Annotated in this window: 24 protein-coding genes; 18 read left to right on the top strand and 6 right to left on the bottom strand. The window is 63.4% G+C overall.

All coding sequences use genetic code 11. The annotated features are described in order from the left end of the window. Nucleotides 1–9: 9 nt before the first annotated feature. The 5 genes from ACMUJL_RS20065 to ACMUJL_RS20085 all read right to left on the bottom strand — a co-directional run bounded on the left by ACMUJL_RS20065 (nucleotide 10) and on the right by ACMUJL_RS20085 (nucleotide 5,426). Nucleotides 10–1,137 (bottom strand): YeeE/YedE family protein, encoded by a 1,128-nt coding sequence (locus tag ACMUJL_RS20065; protein WP_375573818.1) that lies wholly within the window; start codon nucleotides 1,135–1,137, stop codon nucleotides 10–12. Next, complete coding sequence (locus tag ACMUJL_RS20070) at nucleotides 1,134–2,087, bottom strand: sulfurtransferase (protein ID WP_416914423.1); 954 nt, start codon at nucleotides 2,085–2,087, stop codon at nucleotides 1,134–1,136. Before ACMUJL_RS20070 ends, ACMUJL_RS20065 begins: the two co-directional genes overlap by 4 nt. Before the next feature lie 264 nt (nucleotides 2,088–2,351). Then, nucleotides 2,352–3,389, bottom strand: a complete 1,038-nt coding sequence (locus tag ACMUJL_RS20075; RefSeq protein WP_068290114.1) for an ABC transporter substrate-binding protein — start codon at nucleotides 3,387–3,389, stop codon at nucleotides 2,352–2,354. Continuing rightward, nucleotides 3,386–4,762 carry a sensor histidine kinase gene (locus ACMUJL_RS20080; protein ID WP_375571422.1) on the bottom strand — a complete coding sequence of 459 codons (1,377 nt, stop codon included), beginning with the start codon at nucleotides 4,760–4,762 and terminating at the stop codon, nucleotides 3,386–3,388. Before ACMUJL_RS20080 ends, ACMUJL_RS20075 begins: the two co-directional genes overlap by 4 nt. Next, on the bottom strand, nucleotides 4,755–5,426 hold the full coding sequence (locus ACMUJL_RS20085) for a response regulator transcription factor (RefSeq protein WP_068290232.1): 672 nt from the start codon (nucleotides 5,424–5,426) through the stop codon (nucleotides 4,755–4,757). Before ACMUJL_RS20085 ends, ACMUJL_RS20080 begins: the two co-directional genes overlap by 8 nt. A 165-nt stretch (nucleotides 5,427–5,591) precedes the next feature. Between ACMUJL_RS20085 and ACMUJL_RS20090 the strand changes: the two genes are divergently transcribed. From ACMUJL_RS20090 to ACMUJL_RS20100, 3 genes are all read left to right on the top strand, one after another. After that, nucleotides 5,592–6,569 (top strand): Bug family tripartite tricarboxylate transporter substrate binding protein, encoded by a 978-nt coding sequence (locus ACMUJL_RS20090; protein ID WP_375571420.1) that lies wholly within the window; start codon nucleotides 5,592–5,594, stop codon nucleotides 6,567–6,569. Nucleotides 6,570–6,664: 95 nt separating this feature from the next. Continuing rightward, nucleotides 6,665–7,096, top strand: coding sequence for a tripartite tricarboxylate transporter TctB family protein (locus tag ACMUJL_RS20095; protein ID WP_375571418.1), 432 nt, complete (start codon nucleotides 6,665–6,667; stop codon nucleotides 7,094–7,096). 10 nt (nucleotides 7,097–7,106) lie between these two features. Then, a complete protein-coding gene (locus ACMUJL_RS20100; RefSeq protein WP_375571416.1) occupies nucleotides 7,107–8,645 on the top strand; it encodes a tripartite tricarboxylate transporter permease in 1,539 nt (512 codons plus the stop codon). Nucleotides 8,646–8,857: 212 nt separating this feature from the next. Here the strand turns inward: ACMUJL_RS20100 and ACMUJL_RS20105 are convergent, their stop codons facing one another. Continuing rightward, nucleotides 8,858–9,775: a LysR family transcriptional regulator gene (locus ACMUJL_RS20105; protein WP_375571414.1), complete on the bottom strand. Its 918-nt coding sequence runs from the start codon at nucleotides 9,773–9,775 to the stop codon at nucleotides 8,858–8,860. A gap of 153 nt (nucleotides 9,776–9,928) precedes the next feature. Here ACMUJL_RS20105 and ACMUJL_RS20110 point away from each other — a divergent pair, with 153 nt between their 5' ends. The 15 genes from ACMUJL_RS20110 to ACMUJL_RS20180 all read left to right on the top strand — a co-directional run bounded on the left by ACMUJL_RS20110 (nucleotide 9,929) and on the right by ACMUJL_RS20180 (nucleotide 25,125). Next, entirely contained in the window at nucleotides 9,929–10,699 is a 771-nt protein-coding gene (locus tag ACMUJL_RS20110; RefSeq protein ID WP_375571412.1) for an HAD-IIA family hydrolase, read from the top strand. Continuing rightward, nucleotides 10,693–11,616 (top strand): ABC transporter permease, encoded by a 924-nt coding sequence (locus ACMUJL_RS20115; protein WP_375571410.1) that lies wholly within the window; start codon nucleotides 10,693–10,695, stop codon nucleotides 11,614–11,616. The genes ACMUJL_RS20110 and ACMUJL_RS20115 overlap by 7 nt, the downstream gene beginning before the upstream one ends. Nucleotides 11,617–11,619: 3 nt before the next feature. Next, nucleotides 11,620–12,498, top strand: coding sequence for an ABC transporter permease (locus ACMUJL_RS20120; RefSeq protein WP_416914424.1), 879 nt, complete (start codon nucleotides 11,620–11,622; stop codon nucleotides 12,496–12,498). Between the two features lie 29 nt (nucleotides 12,499–12,527). Continuing rightward, nucleotides 12,528–14,081 carry an ABC transporter substrate-binding protein gene (locus ACMUJL_RS20125; RefSeq protein WP_375571404.1) on the top strand — a complete coding sequence of 518 codons (1,554 nt, stop codon included), beginning with the start codon at nucleotides 12,528–12,530 and terminating at the stop codon, nucleotides 14,079–14,081. A 60-nt stretch (nucleotides 14,082–14,141) separates the two neighbouring features. Then, nucleotides 14,142–15,014, top strand: coding sequence for a metallophosphoesterase family protein (locus ACMUJL_RS20130; protein WP_375571402.1), 873 nt, complete (start codon nucleotides 14,142–14,144; stop codon nucleotides 15,012–15,014). A gap of 4 nt (nucleotides 15,015–15,018) precedes the next feature. Beyond that, entirely contained in the window at nucleotides 15,019–15,177 is a 159-nt protein-coding gene (locus tag ACMUJL_RS20135; protein WP_416914425.1) for a hypothetical protein, read from the top strand. After that, a complete protein-coding gene (locus tag ACMUJL_RS20140) occupies nucleotides 15,159–16,892 on the top strand; it encodes a dipeptide ABC transporter ATP-binding protein (protein WP_416914450.1) in 1,734 nt (577 codons plus the stop codon). The genes ACMUJL_RS20135 and ACMUJL_RS20140 overlap by 19 nt, the downstream gene beginning before the upstream one ends. Before the next feature lie 154 nt (nucleotides 16,893–17,046). After that, the gene (locus ACMUJL_RS20145) at nucleotides 17,047–18,177 is read left to right on the top strand and encodes an extracellular solute-binding protein (protein ID WP_375571398.1); all 1,131 of its coding nucleotides are present in this window, start codon (nucleotides 17,047–17,049) and stop codon (nucleotides 18,175–18,177) included. A gap of 61 nt (nucleotides 18,178–18,238) precedes the next feature. Beyond that, nucleotides 18,239–19,336, top strand: a complete 1,098-nt coding sequence (locus ACMUJL_RS20150; protein WP_375571396.1) for an ABC transporter ATP-binding protein — start codon at nucleotides 18,239–18,241, stop codon at nucleotides 19,334–19,336. Beyond that, nucleotides 19,329–20,357 (top strand): ABC transporter permease, encoded by a 1,029-nt coding sequence (locus ACMUJL_RS20155; protein WP_375571394.1) that lies wholly within the window; start codon nucleotides 19,329–19,331, stop codon nucleotides 20,355–20,357. The genes ACMUJL_RS20150 and ACMUJL_RS20155 overlap by 8 nt, the downstream gene beginning before the upstream one ends. Then, nucleotides 20,354–21,160: an ABC transporter permease gene (locus ACMUJL_RS20160; RefSeq protein ID WP_375571392.1), complete on the top strand. Its 807-nt coding sequence runs from the start codon at nucleotides 20,354–20,356 to the stop codon at nucleotides 21,158–21,160. The genes ACMUJL_RS20155 and ACMUJL_RS20160 overlap by 4 nt, the downstream gene beginning before the upstream one ends. Then, the gene (locus ACMUJL_RS20165; RefSeq protein WP_375571390.1) at nucleotides 21,157–22,077 is read left to right on the top strand and encodes a CehA/McbA family metallohydrolase; all 921 of its coding nucleotides are present in this window, start codon (nucleotides 21,157–21,159) and stop codon (nucleotides 22,075–22,077) included. Before ACMUJL_RS20160 ends, ACMUJL_RS20165 begins: the two co-directional genes overlap by 4 nt. Nucleotides 22,078–22,339: 262 nt before the next feature. Continuing rightward, nucleotides 22,340–23,086, top strand: a complete 747-nt coding sequence (locus tag ACMUJL_RS20170) for a class II aldolase and adducin N-terminal domain-containing protein (RefSeq protein WP_375571388.1) — start codon at nucleotides 22,340–22,342, stop codon at nucleotides 23,084–23,086. A 13-nt stretch (nucleotides 23,087–23,099) separates the two neighbouring features. Beyond that, entirely contained in the window at nucleotides 23,100–23,750 is a 651-nt protein-coding gene (locus ACMUJL_RS20175; protein ID WP_375571386.1) for a class I SAM-dependent DNA methyltransferase, read from the top strand. Nucleotides 23,751–24,483: 733 nt separating this feature from the next. Beyond that, nucleotides 24,484–25,125, top strand: coding sequence for a sulfotransferase family 2 domain-containing protein (locus tag ACMUJL_RS20180; protein ID WP_416914426.1), 642 nt, complete (start codon nucleotides 24,484–24,486; stop codon nucleotides 25,123–25,125). Nucleotides 25,126–25,154 lie beyond the last annotated feature (29 nt).

Raw genomic sequence — 25,154 nt, forward strand, 5'->3', positions numbered from 1 at the left:
CAACATGGCTCAGCCGTCCAGACCCAGGGCGCGCCGGATGCGGATGCCTTGAAATGACCCTGCAAAGGCCGCAGCAAACCATACCCAGCCATGCAGGCTGCCTGTGGAGATGCCTGAGAAGAACGCCCCCACATTGCAGCCGAAGGCCAGTCGCGAGGCGTAGCCCAGCAGGAACCCTGCGATGATCGTGCCAATCCATGCGCGGGCCGGAAGGCCGGGAAGGCGCGCGGATAGGCCGGATCGCCAGACGGCGACAATGAAGGCCCCGCCTATGATGCCGATATTCGTCAGGGATGTGACATCGGTCAGCACGCTTTCGGCAAGCCTTGTCTGGTTGGTCGGCAGCGCCCAGAAGCCAGAGCCGGACAGGTCCACCCCGAAGGCTGTCACCCCCTTGGCGGCCCAGAGACCAAGGCCGTAGACGACGCCCCAGGGCTGGCCTGCCACCACCAGGTTGGCCAGCGCCAGTGCCGCCAGCAGCACGGCGGCAAGCCACAGGCGCCGCGGCAGGCGCCGCGTTCCCGGCGCGGCAAGAAACAGCACCAGGCCCGCGACGGCGGCAAGGGCCACAAGGGTGATCACAAGCCCCAGGGTGCCGCTGAAGGCGACGATCGGAGCGGTGCCCAGATTGGTCCACCACAACAGGTGATAGGCACCCGCAAAGGATCCGATTGCAAAGAATGGCAGCGCAAGGGCGCTGACCACATTGCCGCTGCCGGCGTTGACCAATGTGCCCGAACCGCAGCCCAGAACGATCTGCATGCAGGCGCCAAACACGAAGGCCCCGCCGATCATCGCCCATCCGACCGGTGCATGGGCCCCGATCAGTTCCGTGCCATTCGCGGCGATCAGCGGGATCGCGATGATCGCCACAAGGCCGATGGAGACGAGCTGTGCGATCAGCCCGGCGGGGTCGCGCCGCAGGATCATCGCGCGCCATGGCCCGGCAAAACCGAAGCGCAGCCCCTCGAGGACGAGGCCGAAGCCGAGGCCGATGGCCAGAAGCAGCCCGTAGCGCAAGCCTGCCGCTGCGGACAGCGACAGGACTGCCAGAAGCGCCACCCCGATCAGGGTGGCGCGTGTCAAACCGCTTGGCAGGCGAGGTGCGGGGACGCTGATGTCACTCATGTCGCTCAGAAGACGCTCTTGATCTGGTTCCAGACGCGGCGCACCGGACCGGGCACATTGGCCATCTCGTATCCGGCATTCGACCAGCCGACCATCGACTCGGGATAGAGTTTCACGTCCTCGAGACCTGCAAGCTCGCTCATGGCGAACCAGTTGGTGGCGGCCCAATGCCCGGTATTGCAGAAGCTGATGATCGGCTCGCCGGTGTCGAGGTTGTTTTCAGCCGCCAGCGCGCGGACCCTGTCCGCGTCTGCGATCACCGGCTTGTCGGCGAACCAGTTCGAATGCGTGAAATACTCGGATTGCGGCAGGGTGCCGGGTTTCGCGGCCGCCGGATGCGCGTCATCCCCATTCCAGAAGCTTTCAGGCCGGGAATCGATCAGCTTTGCGGTCTGCTCGCCGTTGACGATGGCAAGAACCTCGTCACGGGTGGCCAGCCACTTGTCGGAAAAGGCGATCTGGAACTGGCTGGGCGTGGGTGTCACGGTGCCTTTCTCAAGCGGCAATCCCGCCTCGGTCCAGCCCTTGACGCCGCCATTGAGGATAGCCAACTGGCTGACACCGCTTGATTTCAGGGTCCAGTAGACCCGCGCCGCGGCCCCGAAATCGGTGATGTCGCTGCCCTGATGCACGATCAGAACCGGACGGTCGAGGGATACGCCCAACCCGCGCAGCACCTCTTGCAGCTTGTCCTCGGGGACAAGGGCGCCGGGGTTTTCCGACGGTCCACGGAACAGGCCGTAAGGCGCGTTCACGGCGCCGGGAATGTGGCCCTCGGCATAGGCGCTCTTGCCGTCCTTGGCAGGCGCGCGGATATCCAGAACCAGCGGATCGGCCGCAGTCTGCACCGCGGCAAATTCCTGCGGGCTGAGCAAGGGGCCGAAGCTGTTGGCCTGTGCAAAGGCGGGCAATGGTGCGGCAAGCGCGGCGGCAATCAGATATGCGGCAAGACGGTTCATGACGGTCCCTTTCATCAGTTCAGGGCATCAGGTGACATGCCTGCGGAAATCTTCAAGTGTCGCCGCCGGCGTTCGGTGGTTATCTGCAAAACGGCTTTTCCCTGGATCGGCGGCACGGCGTGGGATGCGTTTGCGGCCATCGCGTCATTTGGAACGTTGTTCTGTTTCGGCGGGATCAGGGCCGTATGTTTTCTTTTTTGTTCTGTGTGGGGCGGGATAGTCCGATTTATGTCCCGGCTTGCCCATGGTCCCACCGCGCGGTGATCACGGCAGGTAGCCGCTTTGGAACGTATCGGACCAGAATTGCAGCAGCTGGTCGCGACGGTTTGCATCGCGTGCCACAAGCAGGCTTGGCGACAGCGGGATGAAGCGCTGCGCGCTGGCCGAAAGCCCTGTCTCGGTGGCGTCGATCTTTGCCACGAGACCGGATTGGGCCAGCAGGGCCTGCACTTCGCTGGTGAGCAGAAAATCGAGGAACCGCGCGGCGGTTGCCGCCTGCCTTGCCGCGCGCGGGATCATGTAGGCGCGCGAGAGTATGAGGGTATAGTCCTCCGGCAGGATCATCCCGACCTGTGCTGCATCGGAATTGAGCACGTAGGAGCCAAGCACGTTATAGGCCAGGACATAGCGCCCCTCGGCAACGCCTGCAATGATTTCGGCCGAACAGCAGGTCGCCACGGCATCGACGCGCGAGAAACCCTCCAGCAAGGCGCCGAAGGTCGTGGCCTCAAGGCTGTCGCTATAGGCGAAGAGATAGCCAAGACCCGATTCCGCGATGTCATAGGTCGCGATCCGGTTGCGGAAGAAGGCGGGCCTTTCGCGGATGGCATCCAGCAGGGCGAAACGGTCGCGCGGGACCTCGGCGCCGGACAGAAGCGTCTTGTTATAGGCGATCACGGCGGGTTCGGTGCTGATCCCCCACAATTCATCCCGCCAGCGTCGGGAAGGGGGCAGCGCCTGCGTTGCGGCCGAGCGATAGGCCTGTGCGCAGGCCGCGTTCACCAGCCAGACCATCTGATGCACGGCAGAGGAAAAGACGGCATCGGCCGGGTCGGTTCCATCGCGGCAGTCAGCGCGGCTGCGGGCGAAAAGCGCGTTTGATCCCCATTGTTCATAGGTGATCGCAAGGTCGGGCCGCAGTTCGGCGAACCGCGCGATCACCGGGCGGATGATCGCGATGTCGGTGGTCGACCGTATCAGGAATTCCGTCTGACCCGTGCCGAAACGCGCCGTATCCTCCTGCGCGGCAAGGGGGCCGGCGATGAAGGCCAGAAAGGCCAAGAGCCGCGCAAACCGGATCATGGCGCATCCCTTTCGGCGGGCAGGACCAGTGCGATGCGGAAACCTTCGGCGTCCTGCGCGGTCTCCATCCGCCCGCCGAACGCGGTAGCGACGGATTTGACGATCGACAGGCCGATCCCCGCGCCGGACTCGCGCGAATCCGCGCTGCGGTTGAACCGCTCACCCAGCCGCGCCAGCACGGCATCCCTGGGGCCGGGCCCGTTGTCACGCACCCAAAGGATCGCGTCAGTCCCGCGTCTTTCGGCACCGATGGTCACCGGGGGCGCGCCGTGGGCCAGTGCATTGCTGAGAAGGTTGCGCCCGGCCTCGCCGAGGGAAAACGCATCGGCGCGGACCATCACCGGCCTGTCACCGATCGCCAGCTTCAGCGGGGTGCCGGGCGAGATGAGCGCATGATCATCATGTTCCATGATCTCCAGCGCGACATCGCGCAGATCGACCAGAACACGCGGCGCGCTGTCGCCGCGATGCACCACCAGCGCGCGGCTCAGAAGCTGTTCGAGAAGGGTGCCAAGGGACCGGGTGCGCGACAGCAGACGGTCCAGCGCACGGCTGCGCAGTGCCGGTTCGTCTTCGGACATCGCGCTTTCGGCCTGGATGCGGATCGCGGCGACGGGTGTGCGCAACTGGTGCGCGGTGTCCGAGATCAGGGTGCGCATGGCGTCAACCTGCCCATCAAGCCGCCCCATGAAGCGGTTCATCGCCCCCAGCATCACCTGCATCTCGCGCGGCAGCCCCTCGGTCGGGACCGCGGTCAGGTCATAGGGGTCCCGGCGCGCCAGATCTTCGGTGATCGCTTCAAGCGGGCGCATCGCGGTGCGCACCACGGCCCAGGCGATCAGCAGCAGCGCGCCGCCCGCAAGGGCCATCGGCAGCAAGGCGTCGATGCTCAGCTCTCGGGTCATTGCGGCGCGGGCGCGCAGGGTCTGGCCCACGACAACCTCGACCGAGCCGGAAAATTCGCGTTCGACGAAGCGGCGGGTCACGGTCACGAAGCGCGCCGGCTCTCCATCCAGGGCGGCATCGAAGAAACCCGCGCGGCCCGGCCTTGGCGGTTCGATCCAGAATTGCGGATCGAGACCCGTGATCAGCACGCCGCCCGGCCCGTGCACGGCATAGTAGACGCGGTCGTCCGGCGCCTGTGCCAGCAACTCGAAGGCCGAAACCGGCAGAACCACGACCGGCGCACCGCCCTGGATGCGGATCGATTCCGCGATGTCGTTGGCGGCGCCCAGAAGGATGCGGTCATAGGATTGGCGCGCCGCCTGTTGACCGTTCCACCATGTCGATGCGGCCACCAGAACACCCCCCAGCAAAAGGATGCTCAGCACGGCGACCAGCACGCGTGTCGCAAGGGCGCGCGGTTCAGCCATCAAGATCGATCCGGTAGCCGACCCCGCGCCGCGTGGTGATTGCCACATCGCTGCCGATGAATTTCTTGCGCAGGCGTGCGATATAAAGCTCGATCGCGTTCACGCCCACATCGGCATCCTCGAAGCCGTAGAGCGAGTCATAAAGCCGTTCCTTGGACAGGTATTGCCCCTTGTGACGGACCAGCGCGTCAAGCAGCGCGGCCTCGCGGCGGGTCAGATCCAGTGGCCGTGTGCCCAGCACGGCGCTGCGGTCCTTCAGCACGTAGTTCAGCGAGCCGAGGCTGATCGTTTCGTCCTTCCGGGCCGCTTCACGGCGCACCAGCGCGCGCAGCCTTGCCTCAAGTTCGCGCTGGTCGAAGGGTTTGCGCAGATAGTCGTCCGCCCCCTGGTCCAGCGCCTCGACACGGTCCTCGATGGATGCCAGCGCCGTCAGCATCAGGATCGGCGTACGGTCCGCCGCCGCGCGCATTTCGCGCAGCAGCGACAGGCCGGATCCGTCGGGCAGGTTGATGTCAAGGATCACCGCGTCGTAGCGTTGCACCGCGCGGCAGTCGCGCGCATCCTCGATGGTCAGGGCAAGATCGCAGGTCACTCCGGAACGGGCGAGATGCGCGACCACGCCCTCGGCCAGATCCTCGGCGTCCTCGACCATCAGGATCCGCACGCGTTCCTCCTTCTTGAGCCGGTCCGAATCCGCCGTTGCCGATGACAGGTTCATGACAGCAACATTTGTTACACAGCCGCAACCCGCAGGAAAGAGCAAGAAGCCGGCCGGCGGGGAACTTTGCCGGCGTGTGGGAGCGCGCCCGGCCGACCCGAGGAGGAAACCATGACCCTTTACGCAACGCGCGGCCTGATCGCCGCCGCTTTCCTGTCGCTGGCCGCGACCGCCGGTCTGGCGCAGGAAAACCCCGAATGCATCGCCCCGGCCAACCCCGGCGGCGGATGGGATTTCACCTGCCGCCAGGTCGGCAAATCAATGCAGGACCTGGGCCTGATCGCCAAGACGATGCAGGTCTCGAACCTTGCCGGCGGCGGCGGTGGCGTCGCCTTTGCCGAGGTGGTGAACAAGCGCAACGACAGCAACGACCTGATCGTTGCCGCGTCGACCGCCACCGCGACCCGGCTGGCGCAGGGCGCCTATCCGGGCAACACCATGGATCAGGTGCGCTGGCTTGCTTCGGTCGGTGCGGATTACGGCGTGATCGCCGTGGCGGCCGCCAGCGAAATCCAGACGCTGCCGCAGTTGCTGGACCAGATCAAGTCCGACCCCAAATCGATCTCCATCGCGGGCGGCTCTGCCGTGGGGGGCTGGGACCATCTGAAGGTTCTGATCGCCGCGAATGCCTATGGAATCGAGGATGTGCGCACGGTCAAGTATATCGCCTTTGACGGCGGTGGCGAGGCGGTGACCCAGCTTCTGGCCGGTTCGGTTCAGGCTTTCACGGGTGACGTGTCCGAAGCCAAGGGGTTTGTCGACAGCGGCGACATCCGCGTCATCGCGGTGCTGTCGCCCGAGCGTCTGGAGGGCGAGTTCGCCTCGATGCCGACCGCCCGTGAACAGGGCGTCGACGCCATCGGCGCCAACTGGCGCGGTTTCTATGCGCCCGGCGGCATGTCGGACGATGCCTACAACGCCTGGGTCGAAAAGATCGGCGCGCTCTACGCATCGCCTGAATGGAAAGAGGTCATGGCCACCAACGGCATGGCCCCGCTGGATCTGCAGGGCGCTGCGTTCCAGCAGTTCGTGACCGAGTCGGTCGCGCAGATCGAAGCCATCTCGCGCGAGATCGGCATCATCAAGTAATCCACGGCCACACCGTGCCCGGGCGCTGCCAATTTGTGCTGCGCCCGGATCGTGACACCGTCCGTCCCGGACTTACACCCGAACAGGAGACCGCCATGAGCGATCGCATCTTCGGGGTCTTCGGCATTCTCCTCGCCATAGGCTATGTCTTCGCCGCCTTTGCGATCGAGGAAAGCTTTCTTTCGGATGCCGTCGGCCCCAAGGCCTTTCCGCTGATTATCGCAACCGTCCTGGGCCTGTCCGGCGCCGCCATCGCGCTGCGCCCTGATCCGGAACCCGCATGGCCCGCGCTTGGCCGTCTGGTCGAAATCGCCGCCGCCGCCGTGGTGATGATCCTCTACGCCGAGCTTTTGCCCGTCATCGGCTTTGTCATCGCGACCGCCTTTGCCGCAGCCTATCTGGCATGGCGGCTTGGGTCCTCGCTGCTGGAAGCGGCGGCCGTGGGCATCGGTACCTCGGTCGGGATCTACACGATCTTCCACCTGGTTCTGGGCCTGTCGCTGGCCCGTGGCCCCCTGGGCTTCTGAGGAGACGGAGATGGACCTTTTTGCATCCCTTGGCGACGGTTTTGCCGTCGCGCTGACATGGCAGAACCTGGCGCTTGCGCTGCTTGGCTGCTTTCTTGGGACCGTCATGGGCGCGCTGCCGGGGCTTGGCCCGTCGAACGGCGTGGCCATCCTGATCCCGCTGGCCTTCACCATGGGTCTTGGCCCGACACCGGCGCTGATCCTTCTGACCTCGGTCTATTACGGCGCGATGTATGGCGGGCGGATATCGTCGATCCTGCTGAACATCCCCGGCGACGAACCGGCCATGATGACCTGTCTCGACGGGCACCCGATGGCCCGGAAGGGCATGGCAGGCGAGGCCCTGGCGCTGTCGGGCATCGCATCTTTCGTGGGCGCATTCTTCGCCACATGGGGCCTTGCGCTTCTGGCACCGCAACTTGTCAAGATCGCGCTTCTGTTCGGGCCGGCAGAGTATTTCGCCCTGTTTGCCTTGGCCTTCATGACCCTGGGCGGCGTGTCCTCGACCAACCAGGCCAAGGCGGCCTTTGCGGCGGCACTCGGCCTCGGGCTTGCCACCATCGGCGTCGATACCCAGACGGGTGTGCCGCGCTTTACCTTCGGCGAGGTGCATCTTTACGACGGGCTTGATTTCCTGGTGGCGATCGTCGGTCTTTTCGCCCTGTCCGAGGTCTTCATCTTCCTTGAGCACCGTCACGGCGGGTCGGATGCCGCCGGCAAGAAAATGGAGATCGGCCGGTTGACGCCGCCGATGTCGATGCTGAAAGCCTGCACGCCGACCATGCTGCGCACCTCGGTTCTGGGCTTCATCGCGGGGGTTCTGCCGGGGGCAGGGGCATCGCTGGGATCGTTCATTTCCTACACGATGGAAAAGCGCCTTGTGGACAAGGAAGGCACCTTCGGCACCGGCGATCCGCGCGGAGTGGCCGCCCCCGAGGCAGGCAACAACGCGGCTGCGGGTGGGGCGCTGGTGCCGATGCTGGCGCTTGGCGTGCCCGGTTCGGGGACCACGGCGGTCTTGCTGGCGGTTCTGCTTGCGCTCAACATCACGCCGGGGCCGCTGCTGTTCACGCAGAACCCGGATGTTGTCTGGGGCCTGATCGCGGCGCTGTTCATCGCGAATTTCATGCTGCTTGCGCTGAACATTCCCATGGTGGGCCTTTTCACCCGCCTTTTGCTGATCCCCTCGCGCGTCCTGATGCCCATCGTGGCCATGGTCAGTTTCGTGGGCATCTACGGCATCTCGGGGTCAAGCTTCGATCTGCTGGTGATGATCGGCTTTGGTGTGATGGGATGGGTGCTGCGCAAGTTCGATGTGCCGTTGGTGCCGATCATCCTTGGAACGCTTCTGGGCAATTCCATGGAAAACAACCTGCGCCGTGCCGTCACCATCGACAACGGCAACTGGTGGACGCTGGTTGACAGCCCTCTCGCGCTGACACTCTGGGGTATTGCCATTGTCGGCTTCATCCTGCCGCTCTTCTTCGGGGCGCGGGTCAAGGCCGGCATGCACGCCCGCCGCGACGAAGAAGGCTCGATCAGCGATTGAACGGAAAGGGCCGCCATTGCGGGTGAAACCGCAGTGGCGGCCCGGCTTTCGACCTTCGCGCGGCGACCACCCTTTCGCGCCCGTGCCCGGTTTGCACGTGTCGGCGCGCCGCGACAGGATCAGCGAAAGGATACGCAGGGACCAGCGCAGGCGACAGGGGTCCACCGGCCTTGCAGGATGAACCGGGCTGACAGGCCCTTCGTGTTGCGTGTTTACGGCGTCATCAGCGCAGGGCTCGAGCGGTAGTTTTCCGCGGCCTTGAAGAACAGGTCCACCAAGGGATTTCGCTCTTCCTTGAGGGCAAAGACCACTTCTTCGACGGCTGCCCCCATGGCCGGGATGTCCAGCCTGATCACCGTATCGGTGCGCATTGTGCCGTGGCGCCACATGAAGCCGATCCCGATTCCGAGGGTCACGGCCTCATGGACGGCATCGCGTGTATCCGCCGTCAGTTGCGGCACTGGCGACAGGCCGGCGGCGCGAAAGGCGCGGTCGACGACCTTCTGGGTCGATGATCCCCTCGACCTGAAGATCAAGGGCTCATCCGCAAGATCCTGCAATGTGATTTCGCGACGGCTTGCATAGCGTGATTGCGCACCAACGATGGCCACCACGTCCTGCGACAGGACCGGAAGGCGAAGAAACCGGCGGTCGGCGGGAATATCCGGCAGGACGGCCACGTCAACCTCGCGCCTGAGGATCGCGGCAAGGATGTCCTGGTGCGATCCGCTTTCCACCGAGATCGAGATCGCCTTGTGCTGCGACAGCATCTGTCCCGCAATTGCAATGCCGGGCATCGCATTGCCAAGTCCCAATCGCAGCCGCTGCATCCCCGTTTCGTCGCGCCGGTCCAGGATGCGGACCGCGTCACTTTCCGCGTCCTGTATGCGCTGGCCGATTTCGGTCAGTTCAAGGCAGATCGGGGTGGGTCGCATGGCACCGTGCTGGCGTTCGAAAAGCCGCAGGCCGTATGCGGCTTCCATCTCGCGAATCTGTTGCGAGATCGCGGCGTGCGATAGCCCCAATCGCCGCGCCGCGGCTGCAAATGTGCCTTCCTCGGCAACGGCCGAGATCGCGCGCAACCGGGAACGCGACAGGAGTCTTCGGGTGTCTGCAAGCTCTGCCTTCATGGAATCAAGGTTTAGCTTTCAGGCGTAACAGACTGGTTACACGGCGGCGCGAAACAGGTCTTCGACGGCAAGCACGCCGCACAGAACATCACATCGATTGATCCGCGCCTGTCGGCGCGGGACGTGCCGCGGCACGCACAGGAAGGGTTTGGCATGCATCAGCCGATTGGCCTTGACGCGTTTCTGAAAGGCGATGGCCCGTCACGGTCGGCAATTCTTGCCGATCTCGATGGCTGTCTCATCTCGGGCAGCCGGGTCTTGCCCTTCGTTCCCGAATTGTTTGCAAGCTGCGGATCACGGCTTTGGATCGTCTCCAACAACTCGACCGACACGGCGCAGGGTCTGGCGGCACGTTTGTCGGGGATGGGGCTTCCGATCACGGCGGAACGGTGCCTGCTGGCGGGCGAAGAGACCTTGCAGACCCTTGCCCGCGAACGCCCTGGTGCCCGCGTTGCCCTGTTCGCATCCTTGCCCCTGCACAGGCTGGCCGTGTCACTGGGGCTTGTCCCGGATCAGTTGCAGCCCGATCTGGTCGTGCTGGCGCGCGATCCTTCGTTTGATTTCGACAGCCTGACGGCATTGATCGCCTTGGCCCACCGGGGGCTTGAGGTCTGGCTGACCAATCCCGATCCGACCCACCCGGGGCCTGACGGAACACCCGTGCCGGAAACCGGGGCGATCTGGGCCGCGCTGGCGGCTGCCGTGCCATCGGTGCGCACCCGTTGCCTTGGCAAGCCCGCACCCGATCTGGCCGAACGCGCGCTGATGCGGGCCAGGGCGTCCCCCGGTCTTGCGGTGTTCATCGGGGATACGCCGGACACGGACGGTGCCGCCGCAAAGGCGGCCGGTGTTCCGTTTGTCCTGATGCACCGGCCCGGCGCGCAACATGCAGACCTGCCCGAACAGGAGGTTCAAGCATGTTGAAGCATGTTCTCAGGACGCTGGCGCGGATGGGTATCACCTTTTTCGTGATCGTGACCCTGGTGTTCTTTGCCACGCGGATCACGGGCAACCCGGTGGATTTCGTGGCGGGTGACGGCCTGACGCAGGAAGACCGCGCCTTGCTGATCCGCTACTACAAGCTGGATGCGCCGGTGCTGACCCAATACGGCGCCTTCCTTGGCGCGTTTCTGGACGGTCAGTTCGGCCTGTCCTTCCTGGAGCGCCGTCCGGTTGCCGACATCGTGGTCGAGCGTCTCTGGCCGTCGCTGCAATTGCTGGTCTCGGCGATGGTCGTGACGCTGGCGCTTGCGATCCCGCTGGGCGTGGCCGCCGCAGTCTGGCGCAAGCACTGGATCGGGTCCGCGATCATGTCGGTCGTGTTCCTGGGCTATGCCGTGCCGAATTTCGTGCTGGCGATCCTGTTGATCCTGACCTTTTCCTACTGGCTCAACTGGTTGCCCGTCGTGGGCAATGCGACGCCTGCGCATTTCATCATGCCCACGATCGTGCTGTCGGGCGTGCTGATATCCGCGCTGACCCGGTTCACGCGCAACGCGATGCTGGACGTTCTGGGGCAGGATTTCATGCGTACGGCCCGCGCCAAGGGGCTGCCCGAACCGGTGGTGATCCTGCGTCATGGTCTTGGCAATGCGGGTATCACCGTGCTGTCGGTGATCGGATTGCAGGTGGCCGGACTTGCCGCTGCCGGATCGGTGGTGGTCGAAAGCATCTTCGCATGGCCGGGCATCGGTGAATTGCTGGTCAGTTCGGCCATCCGGCGCGACTATCCGGTGCTGCAGTTCGGCGTCATTGCCGTGGCGGCCGCGGTGATCGTGATCAATGCCGTCGTGGATCTGGCCTATGCCTGGGCCGATCCCCGGCTGCGGCGGGAGGGCTGAACCGTGGCGATCCTGTCCGACATCCCCCGCCGTCAGGTCCCGCTTTTCTGGCTCGAGGCCGACCCGGTGCAGAAGGTCGCGATGGTCGTGGGGGCCGTTCTTGTTCTGCTGGCGCTGCTGACGCCGCTGATCGCACCCGTCGATCCCAATGCCCAAAGCCTGATTGCGCGGTTGCGTCCCCCCATCTGGATGGAGCGGGGACAACCGGGCCATCTGCTGGGCACCGACGAATTGGGCCGTGATGTTCTGACCCGTGCGCTGTACGGATTGCGCCTGACCCTGATGCTGGCGGTTCTTGGCGCCACCCTTGGGCTGCTGATCGGCGGCACGCTGGGTCTGCTGGCCGGGATGGTCGGCGGGCGGACCGAAGCGGTGGTCATGGGCGCGGTCGATGCCCAGATCGCCGTGCCCTTCACGCTGATCGCCTTGTTCCTGCTGACCGTTCTGGGCAATGCGATCGAGGTCATGGTGATCGTGCTTGGCCTTGCGGGATGGGAGCAATACGCACGGATCGTGCGCGCCGAGGTCCGGCGCCTGATGCGGCTTCCCTTCATCGAGGCGGCCCATTGCGCCGGTGCGGCACCGCTGTGGATCGCCTCGCGCCACCTGCTGCCCAATCTGGTCTCGCCGCTGGTCGTGCAGTTCACGCTGTCGCTGTCCAGCATCATCCTGCTGGAAAGCACCTTGTCCTTTCTGGGCTTGGGCGTGCAGCCCCCCACCGCCACCCTGGGTGCCATGGTCGGCGTCGGGCGGGACTACATGCCCACCGCGCCCTGGATCGTGCTGGTGCCGGCCCTTTTCATCCTTTCCGTGACATTCGTCGTGCAGATCCTCGGCGACTGGCTGCGGGACCGCGCGGATGTGCGGCTCCGCTCAAGATGACCCGTCCCTCAACCCCTGGAGACACAACCATGAAAATCTTCCTGATATCCACCGCTCTTGCAGCCTCGCTTGCCGGCATGGCCGAGGCGCGCGACCTGACCGTCGCCGCCGCGAACGTATCCAGCTACCTCGACCCCGGTCGTGACCATTCCAACGTCGGATCGCAGTATTACTTCAACAGCTTCGATCCGCTGATCCACAAGGATTACACCAGCAAGGAACAGCGTTTCCTGCCCGGTCTGGCCACCGAATGGACCCTGGTTGAACCCACGATCATGGAACTGAAACTGCGTGAAGGCGTCACGTTCCACAACGGCGCGGTGATGACCGCCGATGATGTGGTCTTCTCGCTCAACCGCATGTTCCAGGCCGATTTTCCGCCCTACCAGGTGCGGATGCGCGACCGCCTGGCCAACTTCGACCGTGCTGAAAAGGTCGATGATCTGACCGTGCGCGTGCATGTCGAACGTCCCGAGCCGCTGTTCGAGACATTGCTGAACCTGCAGCAGACCTTCATCCTGCCCGCGGCCTATGTGAAGTCACTTGCCGGTGATCCCGCCGCGCTGGAGCATGAGGATTACGAGGCATTTTCCCTCAAGCCGGTCGGCACCGGCCCCTACAGGGTGGCCGAGTTCGTGCCCGGACAGAAGATCGTCTGGGAACGTCATGATGCCTTCTGGGGCGATGCGGCCCCCCTCGACCGTGTCAATGTTCTGGCCGTGCCGGAAACCGCCTCGCGCCTGACCGCCCTGCGCACCGGCGAGGCGGATATCGCCACCAACATCGCCCCCGATCAGCTGCAATTGATCGAGAACGACCCGGCGCTGAAGGCCGAGGGCAGCGTGACCGCGCTGTTCCATGTCATGATCATGAACGCGAACCATCCCAAGCTGACCGATCCGCGTATCCGTCAGGCCATGTCGCTGGCCATTGATCGCGACCTGCTGAACGAGGCGCTGTGGCTGGGCAAGGCCGAGGTGCCCTCGACCCACACGATGGCGGAGTTCGGCGACCTCTACATGCCCGAGCTGACCACCTTCGAATACAACCCCGAAAAGGCCAGGGCCCTTTTGGCCGAGGCGGGGTATGACGGGTTCGAGATCACCTACACGTCCTTCCCGACCTATTACACCAATGGCCTTCTGGCGGCGCAGGCCATCACCGAGATGTGGGCGGCTGTCGGCATCAACGGCAAGGTTGACGTTCAGGAAAAGTGGACGGGCGGCTCGCCCGACATGATGGCGCGCAACTGGTCCAACCCGATGTACTTCGCCGATCCCTTCGGCAGCTTCGGGGTCATGTGGGCACCGGGTGGCCCGTCGGAATCCGAAGGCCGCTTCAACACGGATGCAGAGTATGCAGAAGCCTGGGATACCTTCCGCTTTTCCGCAGATGTCGAAGAGCGCAAGGTCGCGTATGCCGATCTGATGGAGCGGATCGCGGCCAACCCGCCGGTTCTGCCGCTTTACCGTCCTTACGAAAGCTGGGCGATGCGCAGCGATGTGAACTGGGCGCCGCAGCCCGGCCATATCCCCTATGTTCTGGATTTCCGCGCCGGCGCGATCTCGTTCTCCAGCAACTGATCCACGCAGGCCGCCGCCCCGCGACAGGGGCGGCGGCACCTTTCCCCAAAGGAGGCAGACATGACCCTTCGCATTGCCATCGTGACCGATATTCATCACGGCGCACCCTCGACCGCCAAGCGCGGCGACATGGCGTTGCCCCTGATGCCCGAATTCGCCCGTTTCGTGAAAGACACGGGCGCCACCCATGTTCTGGACATGGGCGACCGCATCTCTGACATGGACCGAGACACGGATCTGCGCCTCGAGGCCGAGGTGGCGGATGCGTTTCGCGAGGTGACGGCCCCCATCTGGCATATCAACGGCAACCATGACCGCGATCATCTGAGCGTGGCCGACAACGAGGCCATCCTGGGTCAGTCCATGGGCCACGAGGTCCACGACATCGAAGGGTGGCGGCTGGTGCTGTGGCGCGCCGATAGCCGCATCCACCGTGATCCGGCACAACGCGGGTTCCGCATGCAGGAAAACGATCTGATCTGGCTGGCCCGCACGATGCAGGCGGCCGACCGGCCCACGCTGGTGGTCAGCCATGTCCCGCTGTCCGGGCATGCCCAGACCGGAAACTACTATTTTCACAACAACCCCGATCTGTCGACTTATCCCACCGCCGCACGCGCCCGCGCGGCGCTGTCACTGGCGCGCGTGCCCGTGGTCTGCCTTGCAGGGCATGTGCACTGGAACACCGTGACATGCGTGGACGGGATCACCCATCTGACCCAGCAATCCCTGACCGAAAGCTTCACCACGCAGGGCGAGGCTGCCGGGGCCATGGGCATTCTGGAACTGGGCGACACGGTCAACTGGCAGGTGGTGGGCGATGATCCCGTCACCCACGCATTCCGCCCCCATGCGCGGCGCTGGACGCCACCCTTGCCGGATTTCCGGACACTTCCCGATCTGCGCCCGGCACTTGCACAGGCGGCGGAGTGATCCGATGTCGCCGCTGCTTTCCGTCGAGGATCTGCATCTGGCCTTCGGACGCCATCGTGCGGTCGAAGGTGTCGGTTTTACCGTCGGGCGGGGCGAAACGGTCGCGCTGGTGGGGAATCCGGGTCCGGCAAGTCCGCCACGGCGCTGGCGATCCTGCGACTGATCGAGCGCGAGGGTGGGGCGATCACAGCGGGGCGGATCACCCTGCACGGGCAGGCGGGCGCAGATGATCTGGAGCTGACCGCGCTGGCGGAACGGCAGTTGCAGCAGGTCCGCGGCAACCGCATCTCGATGGTCTTTCAGGAGCCGATGACCGCGCTCAACCCGGTGATGCGGCTTGGCCATCAGGTGGCCGAGGTGCTGCGCCTGCATCAGGGGCTGGACCGCAGGCAAAGCCGCGCTGCGGTCATCGACGCCTTCGCCAAGGTCGGTATCCCGGACCCGGCGGCGCGCCTTGACCAGTTCCCGCACGAATTGTCCGGCGGTTTGCGTCAGCGCGTGATGATCGCAATGGCGCTGGCCTGCCGTCCTGACCTTCTGATCGCGGACGAGCCGACAACTGCGCTGGACGTGACCACACAGGCGGGAATTCTCGATCTGATCCGCAGTCTGCAGGCTGAAACCGGCATGGCGGTGCTGTTCATCACCCATGACATGGGCGTTGTTGCGGAAATCGCCGATCGCGTGGTGGTGCTGCAGCATGGCCGCAAGGTCGAGGAAGGCCGGGTCGGGCAGATTTTCGCGCGGCCGGGCGCCAGCTATACCCGGCAGTTGATGGCGGCGACGCCGATACTGGGGTCCGGTGCACCGCTGCTGCCCGCAAAGGCCGCGCGGCAGGCAAGGCGCGCAACCCCTCCCGTGCTCGAGGCGCGGAACCTCTCGGTCCGTTTCCCGGTCTCGACCGGCCGACTTGGCATGTCACGCAGCCAGTATCACGCGGTCAACGGGGTTTCCTTGACCCTTGGTCGCGGCGAGACACTGGGACTGGTGGGCGAATCCGGCTGCGGCAAGTCTACGCTGGCGCGTGCCCTTCTCAGGCTGGTGCCCTCCGCAGAGGGGCGCATTCTGTGGGAGGGGCAGGATGTCACCGACATGCCCGCTGCAAGCCTGCGGCCCTTGCGGGCCAAGGCGCAGATGATCTTTCAGGACCCTTTCGCCAGCCTGAACCCAAGATTGCCGGTTCGTGACCTGATCACGGAACCTGCGCGCCTTGCGGGGCAGATTGCGCCGCGCGATCTGCGCGATCTGGCCGTGGAGCTGCTGCGCAAGGTCGGGCTGGAAGATGCGGCGGCCGATCGCTATGCGCATCAGTTTTCGGGCGGTCAGCGGCAGCGCCTGTGCATCGCGCGGGCGCTTTCGGTGAAACCGGCCCTGATTGTCGCCGACGAGGCGGTCTCGGCGCTGGACGTATCGGTCGCACGGCAGATCACGGACCTGATGGCGCAGTTGCAGCAGGAGGAGGGGATTTCCTTTCTGTTCATCTCGCATGATATCGCGGTGGTCGAACGGGTCAGCCACAGGGTCGCCGTGATGTTCGCGGGTCAGATTGTCGAGACGGGGCGGACCGATGATGTTCTGCGGCATCCGTCGCACCGCTACACACGTCAGCTTCTGTCCGCCGTTCCGGTCGCCGATCCGAAGCGTCGCGGGCGCGCAAGGGGGGCGGGCCCCCTCATGACCAAACCGCCGCTTCTTCTTGCGAAGGGTCAGGCGCCCGAACGCTGGACGCTCAAGCCGCTGTCCGATCACCATGCCGCGGTGGCCGATGATGGCGAATGCGCGGGCGCGGGCGCGGGTGCATTCCGTCCCCAGGGATCAGGACCCTTCCCGGATGGGCCGGACACCGGGGGCGGCAGGGCTGCGGCCCTGATCGACTGACGGAGCGTCTCTTCGTTAGAGGGGGAGGACAGGTTTGCGCGTTCATTCTGCTGTCATGTGCCGTTCACGGTCCCGTCATGTCCGAACTGTAGCCGGTACACCAACCGGCCCCAGTGAGGGGTCGGCAATCGTCAAGCTACAGGAGACGAAACAGATGTCGAAATCCCATTCCACCGTGTCGCGCCGCGCGGTTCTGTCGGCCGGTGCTGCCGCCCTTGCGATGCCGCTGATTGCGCGCCGCGCGCTGGCCTCGTCGGGTGAAGTCAACGTATTCGCATGGGGCGACTACTTCGCCGATGGAAAGATCACCGACGCCTTCACCGCAGCCACGGGCATCAAGGTCAATGTGTCGACCTATGGCTCGAACGAGGAAGCCGCGTCGAAACTGCGTGCGGCAGGCGGCAAGGGTTTCGACATCCTGTTCCCCTCGGTCGACACGCGCCCCAACTATGACGAAGGCAACCTGCTGTCCGAGATCGACGAGACCAGGCTGAACGTCGCACAGATCGAGCCGGCGCTGTGGCGCTCTTCGCTGGAACTGGGCGCGGCGCACCGCGGCAAGCGCTACCTGGTGCCGTTCGACTGGGGCACCGAGGGCATCACCTGGGATACCAGTGTCGTCGACGTGAAACCGGGCGAATTGTCCTATGCGCATCTGTGGGCCGATGGTCTGGACGGCAAGGTGGCCATGCGCCAGAAATCGGTGCTGGTCAGCCTTGCGATCTATCTGGATGCGATCGGCGAAGTGCCGTCGAACCGCGCCATGGACCTTTACAAGACCGAGGAAGACACGCGCCGCATTTTCGATGCCTGCGTGGAATTTGCGGTCAGGAAAAAGGCCAATATCGGCGCCTACTGGAACAATGCGACCGAGGCCACCGGTGCCTTTACCGATGCGGGCTGCGCGATTGGCCAGACCTGGGACACCACGGGTATCAAGCTGCACATGGATGTGGACAGCAAGTGGCGCTATGGCGCTCCGAAAGAGGGTGCGCTGGCGTGGATGGACACCGCCGCAATCCCGTCGGGTGCGGAAAACGTCGATCAGGCCTATGCCTTCCTGAACTTCCTGATGTCCCCGGAAATCGGCGGCATGTTCGCCAATGCCACCGGCTACAACTCGGCCGCAGTGGGCGCATCGGCGCATCTGTCGGATGCCAACAAGGAAGCCTTCGCCTTTGCCTATCCGGGCGATGCGATCGAGAAACTCTGGTGGTGGCCGATGTTCACGCCCTGGTTCTCGGCTGTGCGCGAAGAGTATTCCGAGAAACTGACCAACGCCTGAGCATGACAACGGTGGCGCGGGGCACTGACACCCCGCGCCATTTTTCGTCTGGAAGAGCAAAATGACCCAGTCCACCCGTGGCATGGAAATCGAACTGCGCGGCGCGGCCGTGCGGTTTGATGATTTTCAGGCCATCCACCCCACCGACCTGACCATCCGGGCGGGCGAATTCTTTTCGCTGCTGGGCCCTTCGGGCTGCGGCAAGACCACGATCCTGCGCCTGATATCCGGCTTTCTGGACCCATCCGAAGGTGTGGTGACGATCGGCGGAGAGCCGATGACGGGGATCGGCCCGTCGGACCGTCCCACCGCATTGATCTTTCAGAACCTTGCCCTGTTCCCGTTGATGAAAGTCTGGGAAAACGTGGCCTTCGGGCTGGAGATGCGGGGTTGGGACCGGACAAGGCGGCGCAGGCGCGCTATGGACTTGCTGGAACAGGTTGCGCTTGATGGTCAGGGTGACAAGCTTCCCTCGGAACTTTCAGGGGGGCAGAAGCAGCGCGTGGCGATCGCCCGCGCCTTGGCGGTGGAACCGGCGGTCCTGCTGCTGGACGAACCATTGTCAGCCCTGGATCTGAAGCTGCGCCAGCACATGCGGGCCGAGTTGAAGCAGTTGCAGCAACAGACCGGCATCACATTCGTCTATATCACCCACGACCAGGGCGAGGCGCTGACCATGTCTGACCGTGTTGCGGTGATGGACCGGGGCCGTATCGTGCAGCTGGGCAGCGCTGACGACCTTTACGAGCGGCCGGCAAATGCCTTTGTGGCCACTTTCGTTGGTGAAATGAACCGCCTGCCGGGCCGGATCGAGCGGATCGACGGTACCACCGCGCGCATCGTCACTGCTGAGGGCAGCTTTGTCGCGCCGGTGGGGCCGGGACTGGCAGTTGGCGATGCCGCCTGCCTGTTCCTGCGCCCGGAAAGGCTTGTGCTGCTTGGCGCAGGTGACAGCGCGCCGCAGGAGGTATCGGGCAGGCTGGTGCGCCGCGACATGGAGGGCGCCTTTGCCACGCTGCTGATCGACACGGGCAGGACAAGGCTCAGCGTGCAGCACCTGAACCATGGGAAACCCGGTCTGATCGACGGGCCGATACGGCTGGGGTTCGACAGCACGACAGGGGTGATCCTGCCGGTCGATGAGGCTGCGCATGATTAGCCTGCTGCGCAGTTTCGGCGCGCCGCTGTCTGCGGTGATCGTGATGTTGTGCGGCATCTGGGTGCTGGGACTGATCGCGGCGCCACAGGTGATCATGGTCGAGCAATCTTTCTGGCGCATGGAAAGACCGGCAGGCGCCGCCGAGCTGTCGGTGCAGATCGACGGCCTCTATAACCGGCTCGACGTGCTGGGCCTTGACCGCGCATCCACAAGCGACGTGGCCCTGCGCACCGAAATCGATGCGACCCGCGCCGGGATCGAGGCCGAGATCGCCCGGCTTGAAGCGCTGGAAAGCACGCCGGTCAAGACATGGACATTGGCGAACTACAGGCAGATGGGACAGGCGCATCTGTGGATCTTCGCCAAGACGATCCTTGCGTCGCTGGCCGTGACGGGCATCGCCCTTGTCGTGTGCTATCCCATTGCGTTTGCCATCGCCAAGCTGGAACCGCCGCGCCGGGCCGCCATGATCATGTTGGCGCTTGTGATCCCCTATGCGATCAACGAGTTGCTGCGCGTCTTTGCCTGGCAAATGATCCTGAACTACGCCGGCCCGTTGAATGCGGCCTTGGGGCTGATCGGGATCGGGCCGATTGCCTTTCTCGAAAGCGGCTCGGGCGTCTTTGTGGCAATGGTCTACGCCTATATCCTGTTCATGGTGTTTCCGCTCTATAACGTGCTGGAAACGCTGGATACCAACCAGATCGAGGCGGCCCGCGATCTGGGCGCAAGGCCCTGGCAGATCCATGCAAGGGTGGTGCTGCCCCATGCCCGCCCCGGCATCGCGGTGGGCTGCATCATGACCTTCATGCTCTCGGCGGGGTCCTATGCCGTGCCCTACATCATGACGCGCGGCACTGCCGATCCCTGGTTCACGCAGCTTGTCTACAACCGGTTTTTCCAGGCGACGAACTGGAACGTCGGTGCGGCCTATGCCCTGAGCCTTCTTCTGGTCTGCACCGGGTTCGTCTTTCTGATGATGAAGCTGCTGAAGGTCCGCCTGAAGGACATCGCGAAATGACCGGGCAAGGCAGCGGGCTGATCCTTCGGGTCTACATGGCGATCTTCTTTGCCTACATGTTCCTGCCGCTTTTCATCATGGTGGTGGCCGGGTTCAACGCCTATTCGCCGCCCTCGATCACGGTCTGGCAGGGGTTTACCCTGAACTGGTTCGTCGAGTTGTGGAACGATCAGCGCATGTGGTCGGGCCTGCGCAATTCGCTGATCATCGCGGTGGCCGTGATCGTGCTGGCGCTGCCGATGGGCCTGTCCGGGGCGCTTTTGCTGGGGCGGTTGGGACCGCGCGCGGCAGGGGTTCTCTATGCCGCGATGGTGTCGCCCTTGCTGACGCCGGGGATCATCCTGGGGATTTCGACCGTGATATTCTGGCGCAATTTCGACGTGGCCGGGGGGCTGTTCACCGCGATCCTGTCGCAGACGACGTTCATCGCCTCTTATGCCATGCTGATGTTCACCGCGCGGTTGCAGCGTCAGGACAGGTCGCTGGAAGAAGCGGCGCGCGATCTTGGGGCCACGCCGTTGCAGGCGTTCCGGCGGATCACCTTGCCGTTCCTGCGCCCGACCATCGCCACGGCGGCCGTCATCGCGTTCCTGCAAAGCTTCGAGAATTACAACACCACGATGTTCGCCATCGGCGGCCAGCATACACTGGTCACGGAAATCGGATCGCGGATGCGCTTCGGTCTTTCGCCCGTGGTCAATGTCATCGGCATTCTGTTCATCATCGTCACGATCGCCCTGGCGGTCGTCTGGGCCATTCTGAAAGAGCGCGAGCGCCGCGCCGCATCATCCGAGGGAACATGATCGATATCTTCAACGCACCGGGCCGTTTCTGGCGCGGCAACCTGCATACGCATTCCAACCGTTCCGACGGTGTTCTCGACCCCGCCGCGGTGTGCCGCCGCTATGCCGAGGAAGGCTATGACTTCATCGCGCTGACCGACCATTTCGTCGGGCGATATGGCTATCCGATCACCGATACGGCCCCCATGCGCAACAACAGCTTCACCACGATACTGGGCGCAGAGCTTCATTCAGGGGCGCTGTCCAATGGCGAGTTGTGGCACATTCTGGCCGTCGGCCTGCCCGCGAATTTCGCGCCCTCGCATTCGCCCGATTTTCAACCGGTCGCCGGACAGGAAACCGGGCCGGAGCTTGCGCGCCGCGCAGCGGAGGCGGGTGCCTTTGTCGCCATCGCACATCCCCACTGGTCCGGCCTGACGCCCGAAGACGCGCGGTCGCTGGATGCAGCCCATGCAATCGAGATCTACAACCACGGCTGTCACACCGGATGCGATCGCGGCGACGGGTTCGTGATCGCGGATCTGCTGCTTTCCGAAGGGCGGCGTCTGGGGCTGATCGCAACCGATGACGCCCATTTCAGCGAGCCGGATCATTTCGGAGGCTGGGTGATGGTCAAGGCCGAAGAGAACACGCCCGAGGCACTGCTGGCTGCCCTGAAATCCGGTCAGTATTACGCGACGCAAGGCCCGGAATTGCGGGGCCTTTCGATGGATGGCGATACGGTCGAGGTCAGCTGTTCGGCGGCGGTCTCGGTCATGGTGCAAGGGCGCGGATCGGCGGCGATCCTGCAGCAGGGCCAATCGATGACCCGCGCGCGGTTGAAACTGGACAGGCGGTGCGCCGCGTCGCCGTGGCTGCGCATCACCGTGGTGGACGCAGCAGGCCGCCGCGCATGGTCAAATCCGATCTGGCGCTGATTTGGCAAGGCAGGCGCAAGGCAAGGTACTTGCTTGCCGCGCGCGGGGCTCAAGTTGTCCCGGAATGGAAGAATACGGAGTCATGATCCGTATTCTCCCGGTATCCGATGGACACCCCATCGGTCTTTGCGATGCGGCGCTGTGATCTGGCCGAAAAAATGGTGCCCCAAGGCTTGATTGCAGATAGGCTGGGATGGATGGCGAAGGTAATGCACCGCCGCTGCACAGCCCGGACACGCGTTCCGCCATAGGGAGACATGTGATGAAGGACCAAGACGACCTGACCCATTGGACCCAGCGTACGGACATGGCCGCCGCCTTTCGCTGGACCGCGCGGCTGAACATGCACGAGGCGGTGGCCAATCATTTCAGCCTTGCGGTGAATGAAGATGGATCAAGATTCCTGATCAACCCGGCGGGGCGCCATTTCGCCCGCATCACTGCGCGCAGCCTTGTCGAGATCGACGCGCATGATCCCGCGACGATGGACCGACCCGATGCGCCGGACCCGACCGCCTGGGGGTTGCATGGCAGCCTGCACCGGGCCTGTCCGCACGCGCGCTGCGCGATGCATGTGCATTCGATCCATGCCACTGTCTTGGCCAGCCTGTCGGATTCGCGTCTGCCCGCGATCGACCAGAACACGGCAATGTTCCACAACCGGGTGGTGGTGGATGACCATTACGGCGGCATGGCCTTCGCGGATGAGGCTGCCCGCTGTGTGCGGCTTCTGGCGGACCCGAAGATTACCACGCTGGTCATGGGCAATCACGGCGTGCTGGTGATCGGCCGCACGGTCGCCGAGACCTTCAACCGGCTCTACTATTTCGAGCGTGCCGCCGAGACCTATATCCGCGCCCTGCAGACGGGCCGCCCGCTGCGCCATCTGCCCGATGATGTCGCGGAAAAGACCGCCTGCGAATGGCAGGCCTATCCCGGTTTCGCAGAGGATCACCTGCGCGAGATCAAGGCGCTGCTCGATGCCGAAAGCCCGGATTACGCCACCTGAGAAGGAAGGGACGTTGCCAACGAAACGAGACACGGCAGCGCGGCTGACCTCGCTGCGGCAGGGCGCCACCGACACCGGCGCGGTCAAAAGTTACTACGACGAGATGGCCGACAGCTATGACGACAGGCTGGCTGCGTGGCACTATCGCGCGCCCGAGGATGCCTGCGACCTGCTGACCCCGCATCTGGCCGCGCATGCACGGGTTCTTGATGTAGGCTGCGGAACGGGGTTGCTTGGGCATGCCCTGATGCGGCGCAGGGCTTTTCGCGTGGACGGGATCGATATCTCGGAGGCCTCTCTGCGCCATGCGGAGGCCCGTGGCTGCTATGCGCGGCTGATCCGGCATGATCTTCAGGCGCTGCCACTGCCGGTGCAGAACGATACCTATGATGCCGCTGCCGCCGTTGGCGTGATGAGCTACATCGCGGATGCATCGGCGCTGATGCGGGATCTATGCCGTGCGGTGCGGTCTGGCGGTCTGATCACCTTCACGCAGCGCACCGATTTCTGGCAGGAACGCGACTTTGCCGGGATGATCGCGCAGCTGGAAGGTGAGGGGGTCTGGACGCGGGTGACGATCACAAGACCTCTGGACTACATCCCCGGACACGAGGACTTCACGGACGAGATCAAGGCCATTCACACGCTGTGCCGTGTCGCTTGAGAGTATCGACCGGGAGATGCGATCATGAGCAGGTGGCGAACCATCTGGTCCATGCGCCTGCAAGTCGCTGGGCTTGTCATGAAAGGTCAAGGGCAAGTCGCCAGACGTGATCCTGCGCCCTGAATCAGTGCCAGGCGATCACGTGAATGGCCGGGTCTCCTGGCTGTGCGGAAAAAGATCGGCGCGAAAAAACCTGGTCGCAAATCCAGCGACAATTCAAAAAATCAGACGCTTCCCGCCGTGACGGTCTGCGCGTAGCTATCTGATTTTCTAAGATTTTTGGCTCCGGCGGTAGGGATCGATTTAAATTAAAAATAACATGAAAGCAATGGCTTGTGCTGTAGTGTGCAAACGCGTGTGTACCGAATAAGATAGTTTTTGTGTACCGAGTTTGTGCGGGTAGCCGTTCCGCTAGTGCTCTGTCCTAATGCCGCCCAGCGCCCCAGAGAGCCTCCGTGAGAGCATCGGCCAGTTCTGGCAGGTAAGGCGCGACAGAAAACCAAGATAGTGGCCTACACACCGTCAGGACGCTTCCAGTGGGGTGGACATGCGACCAATCATGGCTGACGGTATCTTTTGGGGTCAGTGTTGGTCTGTGGTTGTGCCGATGGCTTTGGCCCTTGTAGCGTATGCAACTTGATCTGTAGTTACAGTCGCGTAAATTCGCCAGTACCGGGAGAGCGCTTGTGGAGCCACAGGTGTAATAACTCCAGCAAAAGAGGATGGGATTTTTTTGATAATTTCGAGATCGCATAACTTTGTCTTCATTCACATTGCGAAGAATGGTGGGACTTCTGTTGAATCTGTCTTAAAGCAATATGGTATAAAGGGGCTAAATAGAACTCACCTCAATGAAGCAATTTCTATGCTCCCTTATCAAAGAGCACCCGAAAACATGGTTCACCCCCCTCATATGAATGCTTGCTGGATCAGAGATCGCATCGGCCATGATATTTTCGATAATATGTTTACATTTGCAATTGTGCGAAATCCTTTTGATCAAATGGTGTCGCGGTATGAATATGTAAGGCAGAACAAGCGTCACCATTCACACAGAGCAGCCGCTAGGCTGAATTTTTCTGATTTCTTGACTATTCAAAGGTGGAGGAACTGGAATTTTACCAAAACGCAGCATTCTAAAGTGGCTGACAAGCAAGGCAATATTGTTGTAAAAAAAATCTACCGCTTCGAGTGTTTTTCTGAAATTCTTCCAGACGTGACTTCGATACTTGGATTGCCGCAGCCTGATATTATGCCTCATTCTAATGCTAGTGAGAGAAAGCCCTATCAAGAGTATTATGACAAAAGTTCTCGGCATTTTGTGGAAAAGCACTTTAGAAAAGATCTAGAATTTTTTGAGTATTCATTTGATTAGAATAGCTAAAATTTTAAAAATTAGGTTTT

Source organism: Seohaeicola sp. (assembly GCF_048006315.1).
Classification (GTDB): Bacteria; Pseudomonadota; Alphaproteobacteria; order Rhodobacterales; family Rhodobacteraceae; genus Seohaeicola.

Coding starts and splice junctions, on each gene's coding strand:
- ACMUJL_RS20070 (WP_416914423.1), bottom strand. CDS start 2,087: ATGAACCGTCTTGCCGCATATCTGATTGCCGCCGCGCTTGCCGCACCA.
- ACMUJL_RS20075 (WP_068290114.1), bottom strand. CDS start 3,389: ATGATCCGGTTTGCGCGGCTCTTGGCCTTTCTGGCCTTCATCGCCGGC.
- ACMUJL_RS20080 (WP_375571422.1), bottom strand. CDS start 4,762: ATGGCTGAACCGCGCGCCCTTGCGACACGCGTGCTGGTCGCCGTGCTG.
- ACMUJL_RS20090 (WP_375571420.1), top strand. CDS start 5,592: ATGACCCTTTACGCAACGCGCGGCCTGATCGCCGCCGCTTTCCTGTCG.
- ACMUJL_RS20095 (WP_375571418.1), top strand. CDS start 6,665: ATGAGCGATCGCATCTTCGGGGTCTTCGGCATTCTCCTCGCCATAGGC.
- ACMUJL_RS20100 (WP_375571416.1), top strand. CDS start 7,107: ATGGACCTTTTTGCATCCCTTGGCGACGGTTTTGCCGTCGCGCTGACA.
- ACMUJL_RS20105 (WP_375571414.1), bottom strand. CDS start 9,775: ATGAAGGCAGAGCTTGCAGACACCCGAAGACTCCTGTCGCGTTCCCGG.
- ACMUJL_RS20110 (WP_375571412.1), top strand. CDS start 9,929: ATGCATCAGCCGATTGGCCTTGACGCGTTTCTGAAAGGCGATGGCCCG.
- ACMUJL_RS20115 (WP_375571410.1), top strand. CDS start 10,693: ATGTTGAAGCATGTTCTCAGGACGCTGGCGCGGATGGGTATCACCTTT.
- ACMUJL_RS20125 (WP_375571404.1), top strand. CDS start 12,528: ATGAAAATCTTCCTGATATCCACCGCTCTTGCAGCCTCGCTTGCCGGC.
- ACMUJL_RS20130 (WP_375571402.1), top strand. CDS start 14,142: ATGACCCTTCGCATTGCCATCGTGACCGATATTCATCACGGCGCACCC.
- ACMUJL_RS20135 (WP_416914425.1), top strand. CDS start 15,019: ATGTCGCCGCTGCTTTCCGTCGAGGATCTGCATCTGGCCTTCGGACGC.
- ACMUJL_RS20145 (WP_375571398.1), top strand. CDS start 17,047: ATGTCGAAATCCCATTCCACCGTGTCGCGCCGCGCGGTTCTGTCGGCC.
- ACMUJL_RS20150 (WP_375571396.1), top strand. CDS start 18,239: ATGACCCAGTCCACCCGTGGCATGGAAATCGAACTGCGCGGCGCGGCC.
- ACMUJL_RS20155 (WP_375571394.1), top strand. CDS start 19,329: ATGATTAGCCTGCTGCGCAGTTTCGGCGCGCCGCTGTCTGCGGTGATC.
- ACMUJL_RS20160 (WP_375571392.1), top strand. CDS start 20,354: ATGACCGGGCAAGGCAGCGGGCTGATCCTTCGGGTCTACATGGCGATC.
- ACMUJL_RS20165 (WP_375571390.1), top strand. CDS start 21,157: ATGATCGATATCTTCAACGCACCGGGCCGTTTCTGGCGCGGCAACCTG.
- ACMUJL_RS20170 (WP_375571388.1), top strand. CDS start 22,340: ATGAAGGACCAAGACGACCTGACCCATTGGACCCAGCGTACGGACATG.